The organism is Rhodococcus sp. 11-3, from assembly GCF_023704055.1.
GTDB lineage: Bacteria > Actinomycetota > Actinomycetes > Mycobacteriales > Mycobacteriaceae > Rhodococcus > Rhodococcus aetherivorans.
Genome location: NZ_CP080406.1, coordinates 1,063,685 through 1,080,514, shown reverse-complemented (window position 1 = coordinate 1,080,514; position 16,830 = coordinate 1,063,685). Strand labels below are relative to the sequence as shown.

Annotated in this window: 18 protein-coding genes; 3 read left to right on the top strand and 15 right to left on the bottom strand. The window is 68.3% G+C overall.

Translation table 11 applies throughout. The features are described from left to right. Positions 1 to 25 precede the first annotated feature (25 nt). Together KZJ41_RS05055 and KZJ41_RS05050 are read right to left on the bottom strand one after the other, a co-directional pair. Positions 26 to 769, bottom strand: a complete 744-nt coding sequence (locus KZJ41_RS05055; RefSeq protein ID WP_006942982.1) for an acyl-CoA thioesterase II — start codon at positions 767 to 769, stop codon at positions 26 to 28. Then, a complete protein-coding gene (locus tag KZJ41_RS05050; protein ID WP_006942981.1) occupies positions 766 to 2,160 on the bottom strand; it encodes an MFS transporter in 1,395 nt (464 codons plus the stop codon). Before KZJ41_RS05050 ends, KZJ41_RS05055 begins: the two co-directional genes overlap by 4 nt. A gap of 55 nt (positions 2,161 to 2,215) precedes the next feature. Here KZJ41_RS05050 and KZJ41_RS05045 point away from each other — a divergent pair, with 55 nt between their 5' ends. Continuing rightward, positions 2,216 to 2,740, top strand: coding sequence for a helix-turn-helix domain-containing protein (locus KZJ41_RS05045; protein ID WP_006942980.1), 525 nt, complete (start codon positions 2,216 to 2,218; stop codon positions 2,738 to 2,740). A 37-nt stretch (positions 2,741 to 2,777) separates the two neighbouring features. Next, on the top strand, positions 2,778 to 3,047 hold the full coding sequence (locus tag KZJ41_RS05040) for a hypothetical protein (protein ID WP_221776578.1): 270 nt from the start codon (positions 2,778 to 2,780) through the stop codon (positions 3,045 to 3,047). Positions 3,048 to 3,355: 308 nt separating this feature from the next. Here the strand turns inward: KZJ41_RS05040 and KZJ41_RS05035 are convergent, their stop codons facing one another. The 9 genes from KZJ41_RS05035 to camK form a co-directional block, all read right to left on the bottom strand. Next, positions 3,356 to 3,976 (bottom strand): TetR/AcrR family transcriptional regulator, encoded by a 621-nt coding sequence (locus tag KZJ41_RS05035; RefSeq protein ID WP_161996384.1) that lies wholly within the window; start codon positions 3,974 to 3,976, stop codon positions 3,356 to 3,358. A gap of 121 nt (positions 3,977 to 4,097) precedes the next feature. Continuing rightward, positions 4,098 to 4,703 carry a TetR/AcrR family transcriptional regulator gene (locus tag KZJ41_RS05030; protein ID WP_065923539.1) on the bottom strand — a complete coding sequence of 202 codons (606 nt, stop codon included), beginning with the start codon at positions 4,701 to 4,703 and terminating at the stop codon, positions 4,098 to 4,100. A 20-nt stretch (positions 4,704 to 4,723) separates the two neighbouring features. After that, entirely contained in the window at positions 4,724 to 5,596 is an 873-nt protein-coding gene (locus tag KZJ41_RS05025) for an enoyl-CoA hydratase/isomerase family protein (protein ID WP_065923017.1), read from the bottom strand. A gap of 41 nt (positions 5,597 to 5,637) precedes the next feature. Then, positions 5,638 to 6,807 carry a thiolase family protein gene (locus tag KZJ41_RS05020; RefSeq protein WP_006942971.1) on the bottom strand — a complete coding sequence of 390 codons (1,170 nt, stop codon included), beginning with the start codon at positions 6,805 to 6,807 and terminating at the stop codon, positions 5,638 to 5,640. Between the two features lie 81 nt (positions 6,808 to 6,888). Then, positions 6,889 to 8,496, bottom strand: a complete 1,608-nt coding sequence (locus KZJ41_RS05015; RefSeq protein ID WP_006942969.1) for a class I adenylate-forming enzyme family protein — start codon at positions 8,494 to 8,496, stop codon at positions 6,889 to 6,891. Between the two features lie 12 nt (positions 8,497 to 8,508). Continuing rightward, on the bottom strand, positions 8,509 to 8,895 hold the full coding sequence (locus tag KZJ41_RS05010; RefSeq protein WP_006942967.1) for a Zn-ribbon domain-containing OB-fold protein: 387 nt from the start codon (positions 8,893 to 8,895) through the stop codon (positions 8,509 to 8,511). 8 nt (positions 8,896 to 8,903) lie between these two features. Further along, the gene (locus KZJ41_RS05005; RefSeq protein WP_065923018.1) at positions 8,904 to 10,130 is read right to left on the bottom strand and encodes a thiolase family protein; all 1,227 of its coding nucleotides are present in this window, start codon (positions 10,128 to 10,130) and stop codon (positions 8,904 to 8,906) included. 3 nt (positions 10,131 to 10,133) lie between these two features. Then, positions 10,134 to 10,637, bottom strand: a complete 504-nt coding sequence (locus tag KZJ41_RS05000) for a MaoC/PaaZ C-terminal domain-containing protein (protein WP_006942965.1) — start codon at positions 10,635 to 10,637, stop codon at positions 10,134 to 10,136. Continuing rightward, the gene (gene camK / locus KZJ41_RS04995; RefSeq protein WP_006942964.1) at positions 10,634 to 11,407 is read right to left on the bottom strand and encodes a 6-oxocamphor hydrolase; all 774 of its coding nucleotides are present in this window, start codon (positions 11,405 to 11,407) and stop codon (positions 10,634 to 10,636) included. The genes KZJ41_RS05000 and camK overlap by 4 nt, the downstream gene beginning before the upstream one ends. 176 nt (positions 11,408 to 11,583) lie before the next feature. Between camK and KZJ41_RS04990 the strand changes: the two genes are divergently transcribed. Then, a complete protein-coding gene (locus KZJ41_RS04990) occupies positions 11,584 to 12,204 on the top strand; it encodes a TetR/AcrR family transcriptional regulator (RefSeq protein WP_006942961.1) in 621 nt (206 codons plus the stop codon). On the opposite strand, the gene KZJ41_RS04985 is transcribed toward KZJ41_RS04990, so the two are convergent. Genes KZJ41_RS04985 through KZJ41_RS04970 form a run of 4 tightly spaced genes read right to left on the bottom strand, consistent with a single transcriptional unit; the run spans position 12,201 to position 16,796 of the window. Next, on the bottom strand, positions 12,201 to 12,653 hold the full coding sequence (locus KZJ41_RS04985; protein WP_006942960.1) for a nuclear transport factor 2 family protein: 453 nt from the start codon (positions 12,651 to 12,653) through the stop codon (positions 12,201 to 12,203). The two genes, KZJ41_RS04990 and KZJ41_RS04985, sit on opposite strands and share 4 nt — an antisense overlap. Before the next feature lie 29 nt (positions 12,654 to 12,682). Then, positions 12,683 to 13,867: an NAD(P)/FAD-dependent oxidoreductase gene (locus tag KZJ41_RS04980; RefSeq protein WP_006942957.1), complete on the bottom strand. Its 1,185-nt coding sequence runs from the start codon at positions 13,865 to 13,867 to the stop codon at positions 12,683 to 12,685. Positions 13,868 to 13,869: 2 nt separating this feature from the next. Continuing rightward, the gene (locus tag KZJ41_RS04975) at positions 13,870 to 15,603 is read right to left on the bottom strand and encodes a class I adenylate-forming enzyme family protein (RefSeq protein WP_044476297.1); all 1,734 of its coding nucleotides are present in this window, start codon (positions 15,601 to 15,603) and stop codon (positions 13,870 to 13,872) included. Positions 15,604 to 15,620: 17 nt separating this feature from the next. Beyond that, on the bottom strand, positions 15,621 to 16,796 hold the full coding sequence (locus KZJ41_RS04970) for a CaiB/BaiF CoA-transferase family protein (protein ID WP_006942951.1): 1,176 nt from the start codon (positions 16,794 to 16,796) through the stop codon (positions 15,621 to 15,623). Positions 16,797 to 16,830 lie beyond the last annotated feature (34 nt).

Sequence of the window (16,830 nt, the reverse complement as noted above, 5' to 3'; positions counted from 1 at the left end):
GTGATGTGCATCACCGACGCCTCCGTCAGCCTCCGAGGATGCGGCGCAGCTGCCGGGCCTGACCGACGAGGTGGCCGTCGCCGTCGGTCAGCTCCGCCTCGTCGACGCACAGCATCTCGGTGGCCCACACCGTTCGGTGCCGCAGGTGATACCAACCGTCGGCAGCTGCACGCGACGGGGCGAAATGCGCCGCGAACTCCACCGTGGGAACCGGGACGGGTGCGGACATCGTCGCGAACAACCCCGGCGGCAGCGCATCGAGGAGGATCGCGGCGCGCTCGACCGGAGCGAACCCGACCGCGGACATCAGCCGTATCCACACCTCGAATTCCGGGTCGTCGCCCCGGCCGAAGGGCCGGGCCGCATTGATCGGCCGGATGTCGAGGTACTGCGAGAACGGCACGAAGTCGACCGGGATCTCCAGGGGCGGCAGCGTCACGGGATCCGTGCCGCCGAAATCGCTTCCCGTACGCGGCCAGGTCGTTTCACCCACCGTCCGGGCGAGCCTGACGAGGGCGGTGACCGAGTCCGGCATCGATGCCCGGGCGCTCACGGTCCGGCCGCCGCGGACGTCGTCGACCGCGACGTCGACGGGGCCGGGCTGCACAGGGCCGGTGAAGTGCGCCGAGACGGCGAGCGGCGTTGCGCCGGTTTCCACGGCGGCCGCGCGGATCAGGGCCGCGACGACGAGTCCGCCGTGCACGCCACCGAATCCCAGCCAGCTGGAATCGAATTCGATCGGGAAGGGGGCGGGGGCGAGATGGGTCATGCCAGGACCTTCACTTCCGGTGTGGACGGGCGGGGGGTCATACCTCCGGCGGCGAGGGCGGCGACGACGGCAACCGCCGCGATCGTCCACCAGGAGAATCGGAAGGCGGACACCGCATCGTCACCGGCCCCGAGGATCGCGACGAGCACGCTGATCCCGAGCACGGTGCCGAGCTGCCGGCTCATGGTGACGATCGCGCTGCCGGTGGCGGTGCGTGCGGGGGGCAGTTGCGCCGTGGCGGCCGAGAGGATGGTCGGCAAGGCCAGCCCCACGCCGACGCCGCCGATCAGCCAGCCGGGCAGCAGCGCGGTCGCATACTCCGGCTCCGGCCCCACCGTCGCGAGGACCAGGCCGGCGCCTGCGCCCCACAGCACGCATCCCGCTGCGGCGATCGTGCCGGGGGTGAAACGTCGCGCGAGCACCTGCCCGACGGCGGCGAAGAGCGGCACCATCAGCGGCCCGGGAGCCACGGCCAGACCCGTCCGCAGGGCGGAGTATCCCCAGACCTGTTGCACCCACAGCACATTGGCCAGGAGACCGGCCGCGAACGTCGCGCTGAAGATCAGGGCGGTCACGTTCGACCAGGAGAAGGAGCGCACCGCAAGCAGACTCGGCTCGATCAGCGGCGCGGGGTGCCGGGCGTTGACGTGCGCGAACAGCAGCAGGGCCCCGGCGGCGACGACGAACGCGGCGAGGATGCGGACGTCGGCCCAGCCCCACTCCGGCCCCTGGACGAGTCCGAGCGCGAGTGCACCGATGCCCAGCGTCAGCAGAGCGGCGCCGGCCAGGTCGAGGCGGGTGCCGGAATCGACCGGGCGGATGTCCGGCACGACGCGCCGCGCGACGGCGAGGAGCAGGATCCCGATCGGGACGTTGATCAGGAACGCCCAGCGCCACGAGACCTCGACCAGAAGCCCGCCGACCACCGGGCCGAACGCCGCCGCCGCAGCACCCGTGGCCGCCCAGATCCGCACGGCACCGGCACGTCGCGCCTCCGGCACCGCGCTCACGAGCAGCCCCAGGCTGGCCGGCGTCAGCGCCGCGGCTCCGACGGCCTGGAACAGCCGGCAGATCACGAGCACCCACAGCGACGGACTCAGCGCACATGCCGCGCTCGCGACGGTGAACAGCCCGAGGCCGGCGAGGAAGCCGCGCCGGCGGCCGATGCGGTCGGCCCAGCGACCGAGCGGGACCAGCAGCGCCGCGTACACGATCGCGTAGCCACTGAGCACCCAGCTGAGCTCTCCCAGCGAGCTGCCGGGGTAGCTGGTCCCGATGTCGCCCAGTGCGACGTTGAGGACGAACAGATCGAGGCTCGCGACGAAGGGCGCTCCCGAGAGGACGGCGAGGAGCGGGCCGATCCGGACCGAGGCCTGACTTTGGCTTTCCATAGCCAGATAGGTTAGAAGCTGACTATGGCCTTGGCAAGTCAGATAGGATGGGGGCATGCATGCGGCACGGTTGGACGGCTTCCTCGCCGATCGCGACGCCTGGCAGGCCTCCCAGTGCTCGATCGCCAAGGCGATGGACGTGGTGGGGACCCGCTCGGCGATGCTGATCCTGCGCGAGGCCTACTACGGCACCACCCGGTTCGACGACTTCGCGCGCCGCGTCGGCATCACCGAGGCCGTCGCGGCCGCACGCCTGCGCGAACTGACCGCCGAGGGCCTGTTCGAGCGCCGGCCCTACAAGAAGCCCGGGCAGCGGACACGGTACGAATACATCCTCACCGAGAAGGGCCGCGACCTGTTGCCTGCGGTGCTCGCGCTGATGCAGTGGGGCGACAAGTACCTCCAGGGCGAGCGCGGCGGCCCCCTCGGCCTGTCCGACGACGCCACCGGCGACCCCGTGCGCGTCGAGGTCCGCAGCACCGAACGTGAAGTCCCCCTGGAGGAATTGCGCCTGACACCGAACTTCACCGAGGAGCAGGCCCGGCGCGCGATGCGTCGCACCGACCCCGCAAACCGATGACTCGCCGTCACGCGCTCTGAGACAATCGCATCGGTCGATGCGTTTCCACGAGCGTGCCGGGGTGGTCACGGTGACAAAGATCCCGGAAGACGGTGCCGGGCCCGATCTCACCCGGGTGCCTACCGACTTGCTTCTCGCCGAGCTCCGCCGGCGGATCGAGTCGTCGACGGCCCCCTCCGCGGCGGCAACGCCCGGACGGAACGAGGGCACCCCTCCCCCGAACACGCCCCTGCAGGTGTTCGAGGTCTCCGAGGGCGACGAGAGCGAGCTGCGCACGTCACCGATCCACCCGGACAGCGAGACCTGAGCCGAGCACATTCCCACGCTTTGACGGTCATGCGCATGATCAAGCCGGTAGTTGCCACTCTGCTCGAGACAGGCGGGTGTTGCGGCCAGTGAGCCCGGACAGGGCCGGCGCCGTGGGGCGGCGGAACCGCTCGGAGTGTGCAGCCCAGTACTCGCCGAGCGGCTGCCGACGATGCACCTCGGCGGCGGTCCCGTGGTGCACTCCCGTCGGGGCGTGCCGGCCCGGTGCGCTGTGCCGGCGCTCGGTCGCGACCCGACTAGCAGTGTCGCTCAATATGCACCACGGAGTTGGAACCCGTCCTCGGCCGGTCAGCTCGTCGCGACGAGCCCGTCCACTGCGGCTTCGGCCAGGGCTTCACCGAACTCGTCGGCACCGAGCCGACCTTCGGGTGAATACCACTCCGATGCGGAGGTGAGCATGCCGATCACCGCAAGCACTGCGATGCGCTCGCTGCGCGCCTTCCGGAAGGTGCCCTCCGCGACCCCCGCCCGATAGATCTGCAGAAATACATTCTCGTACTGCTTACGCAGCTCGACTACTTGCTCTCGGGCACCGTCACCGAGGAACCGCCATTGATGAAAGGCGACCCGGGTCTGTTCGAGGGTCTTCGCCAGCACCTTCACGTGGGCCTTGACGGCGCCGCGCATCCGATCGGGAGCCGGATCCTGGGATTCGAGGAAGGGGCGGAGTTCTACCAGATAGTTCGTGATGCCCTCGGTGACGATGTCGGCGAGCAACTCTTCCTTGCTGCTGATGTGGGCGTACAGACTACCGGGCAGCAGCCCGACCGCCTCAGCGATGTCTCGCATCCCGATGACGGGGAACGTCCGCTCGCTGAACAAGGCCAAGGCGGCTGCACGGATCTCCGCAGCCGAAACCGGGCCGCTCTTTGCGGAACGGCTGTTGTTACGCCGTTGTCTCGGTGGCATGCCTCCCCCTTCCCCGTCCGGGACGGTCAGTTCTTCTTACGAATGTAACCCAAACAAACAGTCGTTACCAAGGCGACAGCATCGGGTTCGTGCCGCTTCCCGGCTGCTGCGACATCGACCGCTACGGTGCATTCTCGTCGAATGGACGCAGCCCGGCGAGAAGGATGTATGCCAGCTTCCGCCCGCTGTCCGCACGCGCTGGATCGTCGGCGTGGATCCATTCCGGCGCCCAGTTCAGCGCGCCGAGAACCGTCAAGGTTGCGTAGCGAACGTCGAGGTCAGGGCGGAATACCTGGGTCTCGGCGCCCTCGCGGATGGTGGTGCGGAAGAACTCTTCGTAACGGCGCCGGGCTGCGATCACCTGGGCACGGGACTCGTCGCCCAGATACCGCCATTGATGGAAGACGACGAGGGCCCGTTGCGGGTTTTCGGCGACGATGTCGATGTGGGCACGGATGGCTTGTTCGAGTCGTTCGTCCGGTGCGGTGGCGGGGTCGATGGATTCGACCGCAGAGACGAACCGGTCGATCCCGGTGGAGACGATCTCGTACAAGATCGCCTCTTTGCTCTCGACGTAGGCGTAGATACTGCCCGGGAGCATGTCGACCGCCCGGGCGATGTCGCGGATGGAGGTGGCCGGGTAGTCGAGGTCACCGAACAGTGCCGTCGCCGCGGCGAGGATCGTTTCGCGCGTGGCGGCGGCAGGTGCCCGTTCCGAAGTGCTCACAGTGTCACTGTAGTGAGGCGTCACTGTAGTGAGGCGTGAGCGGGCGCCGATGCCGCCGGATCCGCGGTGGGCGAATCCGCGGCGTGTGTCCGATCCTCGTTGAAGCGTGGTGGACGCTTGTCGAGGAAGGCCGAGACCCCTTCGAGCAGATCCGGCCCGTAGTGCAGGGCCGAGACCGCCCAGAAGCTGTTGGTCATCGAGGTGGCCAGGTCGACTTGCCACGTCGAGCGCAAGGCTTGTTTGGTGGCCTCGACCGCGCGCCAGGACTTGGCTGCGATCTTGCCGGCCAGCGCCACCGCCTCGGGGAGCAGGTCCTCGGGTTCGACTACACGGTTGACCAGCCCGATCTCGAGAGCGCGCTGCGCGTCGATGACGTCCCCGGTCAGCGCCAATTCCGCCGCCATGCCCGATCCGAGGAGTCGCGGCAGGAAGTAGGAGCCACCGTTGCCAGGGGGAAGACCCATGTTGATGTAGGTCTCCCCCATTTTCGCTCTGGTGGAGCAGATGCGGATGTCGCATGCCAGGGCGAAGTCGAGGCCCCCGGCGGTGGCGCCCCCGTTGATCGCCGCGATCGTCGGCAGCCGGGATGCGACGACACGCTGGGTCAGGGGGAAAAGTACCCGGGCGTTGTAGGGTTCGTGCTCGACGCGGTGCTGATGTTCGAGGTAGTCCTTCATCGCCTTCAGATCGGCACCGGCGGAGAACTGCTTCCCGGCGCCGGTCAGGACGAGGGCACGGACACTCTTGTCGGCCTCGAGCCGCGTCAAGGTCTCCACGAAGTCCCGGACCAGTTCCGGCACGACCCCGTTGCCCCGATCCGGGCGGTTGAGTGTCAGTACGACGACGCCGTCGTCGGCCTGCTCGTAGTACAGCGTTTCCAGGTCTTGCCGCACTGGTGTCTCCTTGGGTGCTGGATGGACGGTGCCGACGACGGTCACCGCGTGAGGAGGGTGGCGACGGTGGTGGCGTAGGCGCCCGCCAGCCATCCGCCGGCATTGACTGCCAGCCCTACGCCGGCGCGTTCGACCTGCCGGGCTCCGGCTCGTCCGCTCAGCTGGTCGAACAGTTCGACGATCTGGGCGCAGCCGGTGGCGCCGAGGGGATGTCCCCGGCTGAGCAGACCGCCGCTGACGTTGACGGGGGTACGGCCGCCGAGGGCGGTCTGACCCTTGCGCAGCAGCAGGTGTCCTTCCCCGTCCTCGCACAATCCGATTTCGCTGTACTGCAGGATCTCCGACGGTGCTGCGGCGTCGTGAACCTCGATGACGTCGAGGTCGTCGGGGCCGATGCCGGTGGCGTCGTAGACGGCGCGGGCAGCGCGGGCGACCGGTTCCGAGCCGGCGCCGTGGCCGGAGGCCAGGTCGATTCCCCGGATCTGACACGTGCCTGCCCCGTTGCGGTTGCGGTAGCGCTCGGACACGAGCACGACGGCGGCGGCGCCGTCGGTGGTCGGTGAGCACATCGGCAGGGTCAGTGGGTCGACGATCATGCGGGCGGCGAGCACGTCGTCGATCGTCTGCGGGGTGCCGAACTGGGCCCGGGGGTTGAGGGCGCCGTGAGTGCGGTTCTTGACCGCCACGGCGGCGAAGTCTTCGACCGAGGCGCCGTAGGTGTCGATGTACTCGCGGGCCTCGGCGGCGTAGACGTCGAGCAGGGCCGAACTCTTCAGTTCCTGGGCAGCAGCATCGGTGTCGAGTTCGGCGACATCGGTCGCGCCGCGGATGGCGGCGAAGGTGCGGTGTTTCTCGCTGTGGGAGAGTTTTTCGACGCCGATGGCCACGGCCACGTCGCAGCGGCCGGCGCGGATGGCGTCGTATGCCCCGAGCACCGCGCTGCTGCCGGAGGCGCACGCGTTCTCCACATTGACCAGGGGTATTCCAGCCAAGGGGGTGTGGCGAAGCGCCACCTGGCCTCGGATCATTTCCTGGCCGGTGAGCAGGCCGGCGGCGCCGTTGCCGAAATACACCCGGCCGACGTCGCGGGGCTCGATGGCGGCGTCGGTCAAGGCTTGCGCGGCGGCCGCGGCTGCCATCTCGCCGAGGGTCTGGTCGGTGCGGCTGACGAACGGTGTCATGCCGACGCCGGCGATGAAAACTCTGTCCACGGCAAACTCCTGGTTCTGTGAGGCGGCCGGGCCACCGCGAGGGTCGTGGCGCCGTCGCGGCGGCCCGGCATGCCAAGGTCGTTACGGCGTCGCGGTCGCCACGCCGCGTGCGCCGCCGCCGACCTTGCGGTCGTGGCCGGCCCAGTAGCGGTCGCGGACCTCGCGGCGCAGGATCTTCCCGTAGGCACTGACCGGGAGTTCCGGTACGAACTCCACGGCTTTGGGTTTTTTGTATCCGGCCAGGTTCTCCCCGCAGAAGCGGATGAGCTCCTCGGCGGTGACCTGGTGGCCCGGTTCGGTCACGACCACGGCATGCACGGCTTCGCCCCAGTACTCGTCGGGGATGCCGAAGACCACCACGCTGGCCACCGCAGGGTGGGTGATCAGCACTTCCTCGACCTCTCGGGGGTAGACGTTGTTGCCGCCCGAGACCACCATGTCCTTGGTCCGGTCCAGAAGGTAGAGGTAGCCCTGGTCGTCGAAGGTGCCCACGTCGCCGGTGTAGAGCCATCCGTCGCGCAGCGCCTCGGCGGTGGCCTCGGGATTGTTCCAGTACCCGCGCATGACGACGTCGCCACGGACGATGATTTCGCCGGCTTGGCCGGGAGCGACGGGAGTGCCGTCGGCATCGACCACCCGCACCTCGACGTCGGTGCGGGCTATGCCGGCCGATCCGAGGCGGGGATCGTCGGTGGCCGCGAACCGGGCGTGCATCTCCCGGGTCAGTCCGGTGACCGTGATCGGAGCTTCCCCCTGGCCGTAGATCTGCGCGAAGATCGGGCCGAAGGTTTCGACAGCGGCCTTGAGGTGCTCGAGGTAGATCGGGGCTCCCCCGTAGCACACTGCCTTCACGGTGCTCAGATCGAACCGGTCCGGGTCGTACTTGTCGAGGATCGCGACGATCTGGGTGGGGGCGAGGAAGGCGATGTGGGAGACCTTGTGCCGGGCGACGGTGTCGAACAGCAGTTCCGGGGAGAAGCTCAGCGCATCGAGGATGACGTTGGTTGCGCCCCGGGCGATGGTGGGCAGAGCGACGATTCCGCTACCGTGCGACAGGGGTGCGGCGTGCAGCACGACATCGTCATGGTCGATGTTGTAGACGTCGGCGAGGTAGTTCATCACTACCACGCGGCCGGTCCGGTGGGTCCAGGTCGCGCCCTTGGGGCGTCCGGTGGTGCCGGAGGTGTAGAACAGCCAGCTCGCGTCCTCGGCGGTCACCTCCACAGGCGCCTCGAGCGGCGTGCCGGAGTCGAGGAGGCGGTCGTACGGTTCGATGCCCGCGGTGCCCCCGACCTCGAAGCGCCACTGCATGCCGTCGAATTCGCCCAGGTGCTCGTCGATCTGGGCGGTGAAGGCGGTGCCGTGGATGAGTACCTTCGCTCCCGAGGAGCGGACGATGTAGCCCATCTCCTTGGGGTGCAGCCGGGCGTTCATCGGAACGGCGACCAGCCCGGCGGCCAGGCACCCGAAGACGGTCTCGAGGACCTCGGGACTGTTGTGCAGCGCGAAGGCGACCCGGTCTCCGCGACGCAGCCCGCGGGCGAGCAGTTCGCCGCCGATGCTCAGGGCACGACGGTAGAACTCGCGGTAGGTGACGGTCCGGGCCCCGGCCACGATGGCCGGGTGATCCGGGTGGTGGGTTGCGGACTTGGCGAGGAAGGTCGCGATGTTCATCTCGGGGATAGACACGGCACCGGCTTCCTATTCCGCCCGGAACCAGGCGATATGGCGGCCTTCGTCCGGGGTGGTGTCGAACTGGACCCGCATGTCGCAGCGATAGGCGTCCCAGCCGCCGTTCGCATCGGGACGGAGACGGGCGAGGAGCTGGACGCCCTCATCGAGCTTGACCACGCCGACGGCGTACGGCAGGTCGTCCTCGAATCCGGTTGGAGCCCCCACTCGCTGAATCGCGAAACTGTGCAGCTGTCCCGCGCCGGGAGTGGGCGTCCATCCGAGATCGGTGCTGCCGCAGGAGGGGCACACGTACTTCGGGTACATGATGGGGTTGTGGCATCCACCGCACTGCTGGATCACCAGTTCGCCTCGGCTCAGCGCGGCGTAGTACTCGTCGGTCAGAGAAGTCGTCATGTTGTCCCTCACTTGTCCACGCGCTCGAGCAGGAGCACCTGGCTGTCCATATAGGTGCCGCCGGAGCCGCCGCAGACGGCACGCCGGCAATCGGAAATCTGGCGGGCGTCCTCGGCGCGGCCGAGGAGCTGGCGGATGCCCTCCACCAGCAGGGCGGTGCCGCCGCCGACGCCGGTGTGCCCGGCCGAGAGCAGACCGCCGTTGGTGTTGACCGGCAGGCGGCCGCCGGGAGAGAACTCCCCGGCGGCGAACAGCCGGGCGCCCTCATGCAGCTTGCACAGGCCCAGGCCCTCGAGGCCGATGGTCAGCACGGCCGCATAGGAGTCGTAGACCTGCGCGATGTCGGCGTCGTCGGGGCCCCAGCCGGCCTGTTCGTAGGCGCGTTCACCGGCCCGCCGCCATCCCATGGTGGCCAGGTCGTTCTCCTGACCGATGCTGTAGTGCGACACGCAGCCGCCCGAGCCGGCGATCCGGACCCACCGGTCATGCGTCTTGCGGGCATTCTCGGTACTGGTCATCACGTACGCGGTGGCGCCGTCGGCCAACATCGGGCACTCCATGGCATGGATCGGATCGCACACCATCTTCGAGCCGAGCACCTGCTCGACGGTCAGGTCCTTGTCCTTGTACATCGCATTCGGATTGAGTCGGGCCCACTGGCGCAGGGCGACGCATACCGCGGCCATCTCTTCCGGAGTCGAGCCGGACGCTGCCATGTATCGCTGGGTGATCAGGGCGCCGACCGCGTTGAAGGTCAGGCCGGTGGGGCGCTCCCACTCGCGGGGGATGCCGTAGCCGCTGAGCATGTCGACCATGTCCGCGACGGGGGCGGAGCCCCACTTGTCGGCCTGGACCACCAGGATGTTCTTGGCCTGTCCGCTGGCGATCAGGCCGGCGGCGGTGCGGGTGATGTTGTCGCTGGTCGATCCGCCGGAGTGCAGCATGGCGCTGGCCTTGGCGCGGCCGTGCAGGCCGAGTTCCTCCACCACACGGGAGAAGATGAGGTCGGCCTGATCGTCCGCGGAGTGCAGGCACGGGATCAGCAGCACCGTGTCGATGTCGGAGATCTGCATGCCGGCGTCGCGGACCGCGGCGACCGCGACCTCGACGAGGGAGCCGATGAAGGGGCGGTTCGGATAGCGCCCGGAGGGGATTTCGGCGATACCCACGAAAGCTGCTTCGAGAGGGCTTCCCGCCATGGGGTTGAAACCGAGATCGGTCGAAGAGAGTGTCATGTGTCAGCCTTCCAAGGGGCTACGTCGCTTGGCCAGCAACACCATTCGGACGGTCATCACCGTCTCGTCGTGCTGGTTGACCACGGTGTAATCGAGGGAGAGGATGCCCTGGTCGGGCTTTCGTGCGGGTTCGGCAGCCACCACTTCGACCCGGACGTGCACGGTGTCGCCGGGACGCACCGGCTTGAGGGCACGGATCGACTGGACCTCGCGCATCGCGACGATGGCTTCGCCGTAGAAGCCGGCCAGGGCCACCAGACCCACCGCGATGCAGAAGGTGAAGGGCCCGTGCGCGATTCGGGTACCGAACTGGGTTCGGCTGGCGTACTGTTCGTCGGTGTGCAGGGGATAGTGGTCGCCGGTCAGGCCGGCGAACATCGAGATGTCGGACATGTCCACGGTGCGACCGCCGGTGACGCAGACCGTGCCGACCGGGAAGTCCTCGAAGTAGCGGTCGACGTGGAAAGTCCCCGTCTCGGCTACGGTCGAGGGTGCTGTGCTGGTCACTGTTCGGACTCCATTCCCAGATCGATGGCGGCGAGCGCTTCGTGCGCGAGGCCGAGACTCAGGTCGGCTTCCATGACCCGCCGCAGCTGACGGGTCAGCACCTTGCGGGCGTACCGGCGGGCCAGGAGCGGTTTCTCGGCGATACCGCGGGCGAGCTCCCAGGCGCGGGGCAGCAGCTCCTGCTCGGACAGGACCTCGTTGACCGCGCCGTAGTCGAGGGCGGTGCGAGCATCGAGTTCCTGGCCGGTCAGCAGGAAGTAGCGTCCACGGTTCGAGCCCAGCACGTGCGGCCACACCACGTGGGCGCCGTCCCCGGGCACGATGCCGGAAGGGAAGTGCGGTCCGTCCTGGAAGGTGGCGGACTCCGCGGCGAGGACGATGTCCGACATGACGGGGATCTCCGGGTGGTTGGTCACCGGTCCGTTGACCGCCGCGATGACCGGCACCTCGATACTCAGCAGGTTGTTGAGCAGACGCTGGCCTTCGAAGATGATCTCGTCCCAGTCGTGCGGGGTGCCGAGGTTGAACGAGGTGAAGTCGATCTCGTTGCAGAACGAGGGGCCGGTGCCGGTGAGGATGACGACCTTGTTCTCCCGGTCGCACGCGATGTCGTGGAAGCAGTAGGCCAGCTCGTCGTGTGCGGTTGAGGTCCACACCAGGCTCTTGCCTTCGGTGTGGACGGTGACCAGGAGGACGCCGCCGTCTCGTTCGAGGCGGATGTTCTCGTACTTCTGTGAGTACTCCTGGAAGGGGGTGGCCAATTGCTTCATCGAACTTCCTCCGTTCGAGTCACCGAGGAGCGGTGAACAATCATTTGTTTTTTGAATGTAACATCAGGTGAGGCCGGTAACAAGACCGCTGTACTCGTCGGAAACCGGGTAGAGAACAATCAGGTGTCATGCCGTGGTGTCCGCACTGCACGGCCACCCGTTCGAAAGGAGGCGCCATGCCCCGGCAGTCCCGTGCCCGCGCTTCGGCACCGAAGAAACCGACCAAGCAGGAACGGCTCATGGCGGCAGCGGTGCGTCTGTTCAGCCGGCAAGGCTATGCCGGTACCTCCGTGCGCGACCTCGGCGAGGCGCTGGGAATCCAGCCGGGCAGCGTGTACGCCCACATCGACAGCAAGCACACGATGCTGGTCAGTCTCGTCGAGAGCGGCATCGACCAGTACCTCGACGCTGTGGCCGAGTTGCCCGGCACTCCGACCGAACAACTGCGGCACTTCGTCGAGGCCCACGTGCGGGTCGTGGCCGAAGACGTCAACCGCGCCCGAGTCGTCTACCACCAGTGGCGCCACATCCAACCACCGGAGCGCACCCGGATCGTGGCCAAGCGCTACGCCTACGAACACCGGCTCCGGGACATCATCGACGCCGGGGTAGCGGCCGGCGAATTCGCCCCCGACCTCGATCGTCCGACCGCCGTACGCGCCGTCCTCGGCATGGTGAACTGGTGCCCGGAATGGTTGCCCGCGGACGGCTCGGAGCCGGCCGAGGCGGTCGCTGCGGGCGTGGCCGAGATCGTGCTGGCGAGCGTGCGCGTCGGCCACGGCGCAGCCCACGCCTAGTCGGGCCGGACGACGACGGCGCCGACGAGCGAGTCCGGCACACCGGAGTCGACGCACCGGGTGTGGATCAGCCAACGGCCGTCGACCTTGGCGAACTCGTCGCGGTACCGCCCCAGGGCGGCCAGACGCACGGTCTCGCCGTCGACCCGCAGTGCCAGCACGCGCGCGCTGCCCCGCGCCCGATCCGTGGACATTTTCTCCACCAGGATGTTGCTGACGATGTGATGGGTGCCGGCGGACCGTTGGGCCGCGGCGGCGAAGAACTGCGCCAGTGCCGCTGTGCCCGCCACCGGTTCCCGCCCCGTAACGGTGAATGTGCCGTCCTCGGTGAACAATTCGATGCATCCTGGGACGTCCCCGGTGTCGAAGGACGTCGAGTAGCGCGCGTACAACTCGGTGATCGCCACCCGGTCCGCTACGGGGAGGGTGCGTTCGATATCGATGCTCACAGGTACCTCCTGATCGTAAGAATTCGCCGTCAGCCGACGGCGCCGGCCGCGGCCTGCTTCTGAAAGGCCAGACGCGCCTCGAGGAATTCGCGGGGACTGTTGGAGGCGAACACCCCGGTGACGGTGCTCCCGCAGCGCAGGTGCGCGACGAACTTCCCCTCGTCGATCGATCCACTGAGCACGTCCACTTCGGCGTCGGTGCCGCCGGCACCGACGAACTGCAATCGGTGGCCGTGCTGCTCGGTCCAGAAGAACCCGTCGCCCGGGTCGTGGGAGTGCTCGGCCTCCATCAATGCGTGGGCGGTGCGGCGGGCGCTGTCGGCGGCGGCCGTCCAGTGCTGCAGGTCCTCGTGCTCGGGACCGATGTGCATGCACACGATGTCCCCGACACCGAAGACGAACGGATCGCTGGTGCGGCCGTCGACGTCGCACACCAGGCCTCGGTCCACCTCGAGCCCGGCCTCGCGCAACCACTGCAGCTCGCGGCCGACGCCCACCCCCACGGCCACGATGTCCGAGGAGCGGGAGGTGCCGTCGTCGAGGGTGAGGGTCACCCCCGTGGCGGACTCGTCCACCGACGACACCACGACCGAATTGGTCAGGCGCACCCCGTGCGCGGTGTGCAGCTCTGTCAGCCACTGGGACAGCCGGCGACCGACGATGCCGATCATCGGTCCTTCGTCGGCGGCCACGACGTCGACCTCGAGACCGAGGTGGCGGGCCGACGAGGCCACCTCGAGCCCGATGAAGCCGGTTCCGACGACCGTGATCCGGGAGGCGTCGGCCAACGCCGTGCGTAGCGCACGGGCATCGTCGACGGTACGCAGGTAGTGGATGCGCGCTGAGGGCGACAACCCCGGCAATCGGCGGGCCTGCGCCCCGGTGGCCACCACGAGGCGTCCGTAGGGCACGGTGGTGCCGTCGGCAAGGGCCAGACGGCGGCCGGCCGGATCGAGCGCGACGACTTCCGAATCCAGATGGATGTCGAGGTCGAGTCTCGCCAGGGCCTTGTCGTGGAGCAAATGCAGGCCGTCGGTGTCGAGTTCACCGGTCAGAAAGTCCTTCGACAGCGGCGGGCGGTCGTACGGCGGTTCGGACTCGTTCGAATACAGACGGATCGGCCCGTCGTAGCCCAGGGTCCGCAGCCCCTGCGCGGTCCGCACGGCGGCCAGGCCACCGCCGACGATGACGATGTCGTTGGAGGGTTGGGCCATGGTCATCTCACCGTTTCGACGCGTTGGGCCAGCACTTGGGTCGCCCGCTGCACCAGGCGGAACTTCTGCACCCGGCCTGTCACGGTGACCGGAAGCTCGTGCTCGGCGACCACCAGGACATGGGCCGGCACCTTGAATCGGGCGAGCAGATCGCTGCAATAGGCGATCAACTCGTCTTCTTGGATCGAGGCGCCGTCGGCAGGCACGACGAAGGCACATCCGACTTCGCCCATGCGCTCGTGCGGAACGCCGACCACGTGTGCCACCTTCACCGCCTCGTGGCGGTTGAGCACGGCCTCGATCTCCGACGGGAGCACCAGCTCACCACCGCAGCGGTACGACTCCTTGATCCGACCGGTCAGCGTGAGGTAACCGTCTGCGTCGAGGCGACCGAGGTCGCCGGTGCGCATCCACCCGTCCGCGGTGAACAGCGCCGCGGTCTCGGCGGGCTTGTTGTAGTACCCGGGGGTGACCGCCGGGCCTCGCACCACGAGCTCACCGATCTCTCCCACCGGCAGATCGGCGCCGGTGTCGGTCGCGATGACCTTGTACACCGCCACGGCAGCGCCGAGGCCGGGGTCGCCGGCGGCGCCGGCGGGCTTGACGGTGCCGTTGGTGGTCTGGAACCGGATCAGCGCGTCTCCCGGCAGCGTGCACATCGTCGACGCGGTGGTCTCACTCTGCCCGTACGCGGTGAACAGTTCCTCGACGCCGAGCACGTCGAGCATGCGCTGCCACATCTCCGGGCTGTGGGCGGTGCCCGAGGAGAACATCGTCGACAGGGGTGAGAGGTCGTAGGTTCCGTCGGCGGCCGCGTCGAGCAGCCGGGAGGTCATCGTCGGCACGCAGATGAGTTCGTCGATGTCGTGGCGTGAGACCGACGCGAGCATGGCCGCCGGATCGAACGTCACCTGTGGTGCCACGGCACCACCGACGAACATCGCCGCCACCATCGCCTCGATGTAGCCGAAGACGTGGTACATCGGCAGGGCGTAGCCGATGCGACGCCCGTCCTGGAAGGCCCGCGTATAGGCCGAGCTGTAGGCGGTGCGGGTCACCGCATCGTGAACGAGCATGACCCCCTTGGGTTTGCCCGTGGTCCCGGACGTGTACAGGATGTCCGAGACGGTCCGCGCGCCGACCCCGCGGGTGACCATGAGCACCTGCTCGTCGGGGATCGAGGCACCGGCGGCCTCGATACAGGACAGCGGAGCGCCGCGGCGGGGCAGGTCCGAGGTCACGGCGCGGACGAAGACGTGCCGCAGCCGCGGCAGGGCCTCTCCCCCACCGTTGTCCTCCCAGCCCGGAGCGATCCGGTCGAGGCAGTCCAGATAGTCGAGCCCTCTGAACTCGTCCATCGTGATCAGCACGCTCGCGTCGGACTGGCGCAGCACGTAGGCCAGTTCTTCGTGCCGGAGCAGGTAGTTGACCGCGACGGACACCGCGCCGATCCGGGCGATTGCCAGCTTGAGTGCGATGAAGTCGGCGAAGTTCGCCATGTCCACGGCGACATGGTCGCCGGGCCGCACGCCGACCGCCATCAGTCCGGCGGCGAGTCGAAGGGTCCACCGGTGCATGTCGGCGTAGGTGTAGGTGCGGTCGTCGGTCAGGACGAAGGGGCGCTCGGGGTACTCGGCGGCGACCTCGTCGAACAGTTGGGCGGTGGTACGCGGCCGCCACGGGGCGTACCGTTGCTCCAGCGCCAAGCGGCGTTCGGTCGTAGTGTCAGGATTCATCTCGGCGGGTCTCCGGTTCACGGGAGGGTGTTCTCGGCGGATACGAGGGCACGGATCTCTTCGGGGGCGAAGCCGGCCTCACGGAGGATGTCCTCGGTGTGCTGGCCGAGCGGCGGTGGAGAGACGAGCGGCAGGTCGCGGTCTTGGTCGAGCGGCAGGCGCACCTGTGCGGCAGCGGGGTCGTCGACCACCAGTGCGCGTTCCTTGGTCAATGGGTGGGCGAGGGCCTCCTCGAGGGAGTGGACGGGACCGACCGGCACCCCGGCGGCTGCGATGCGCGCGAGCCAGTAGCCGGACGATTGGGTGACGAACACCTTCTCGAGTTCGGTGGTGAGGTCCTCGCGGTGGTGCACCCGATCGGTGACGGTCGCGAATCGCGGATCGTCGACGAGTTCCTCGGCTTCCATTGCAGAGCAGAGTTTTTGGAAGAGTCGGTTGGTGGCGGCGGCGACCATGATCGATCCGTCGGAGGTGGGGAACTCCTGGTAGGGCGCGGTGCTGGGGGCGGCCGATCCCAGTCGTTGCGGGTGGAAGTCGGCGGCCACGAGGCCGATGATCTGGTGGCACATCATGAACAGGCCGCTGTCGATCAGGGTGGATTCGAGGCGGACCGGACCGTCCTGACGGGGCCGGTTGGCCAGCGCGGCCATGATCGACATGCCGGCCCACATCCCGGTGGAGATGTCGACGAGGGAGGGGGCGGTGCGGGCCGGGCGGCCATCGGGGTCACCGGTCAGACTCATGATCCCGGTGAAGGCCTGGACCAGCGCGTCGTAGCCGGGGCGGTCATGGCCGAGTCGTCCGCGGCCGAAGGCGCTGATCGAACAGTAGATCACTCGGTCGTTGACGGCGGTGACGTCGTCGAATCCGAGGCCCAGTCGCTCGGCGACACCGGGCCGGAACGACTCGACCACCACATCGACGTCGCGGGCTAGGCGCAGGACGGCGTCTCGCCCCTGCCTGGTGGCGAGGTCGAGGGCGACGCTGCGCTTATTGCGGTTGACTGTGGAAAACACCGTTCCGGTGCCTTCCCGTTGCGGCGGGAGCAGCCGGGTGGAATCGCCACCGACGGCGCGTTCGATCTTGATCACGTCGGCGCCGAGGTCGGCCATGATCATGCACGCGAGGGGACCGGCGATGTTCTCGCTGAGGTCGAGGACTCGTATGCCCTGGTACGTGTGTTGCAGACCCATCTACGCTCACATCTTTCCATGGTGCCCGACTGAG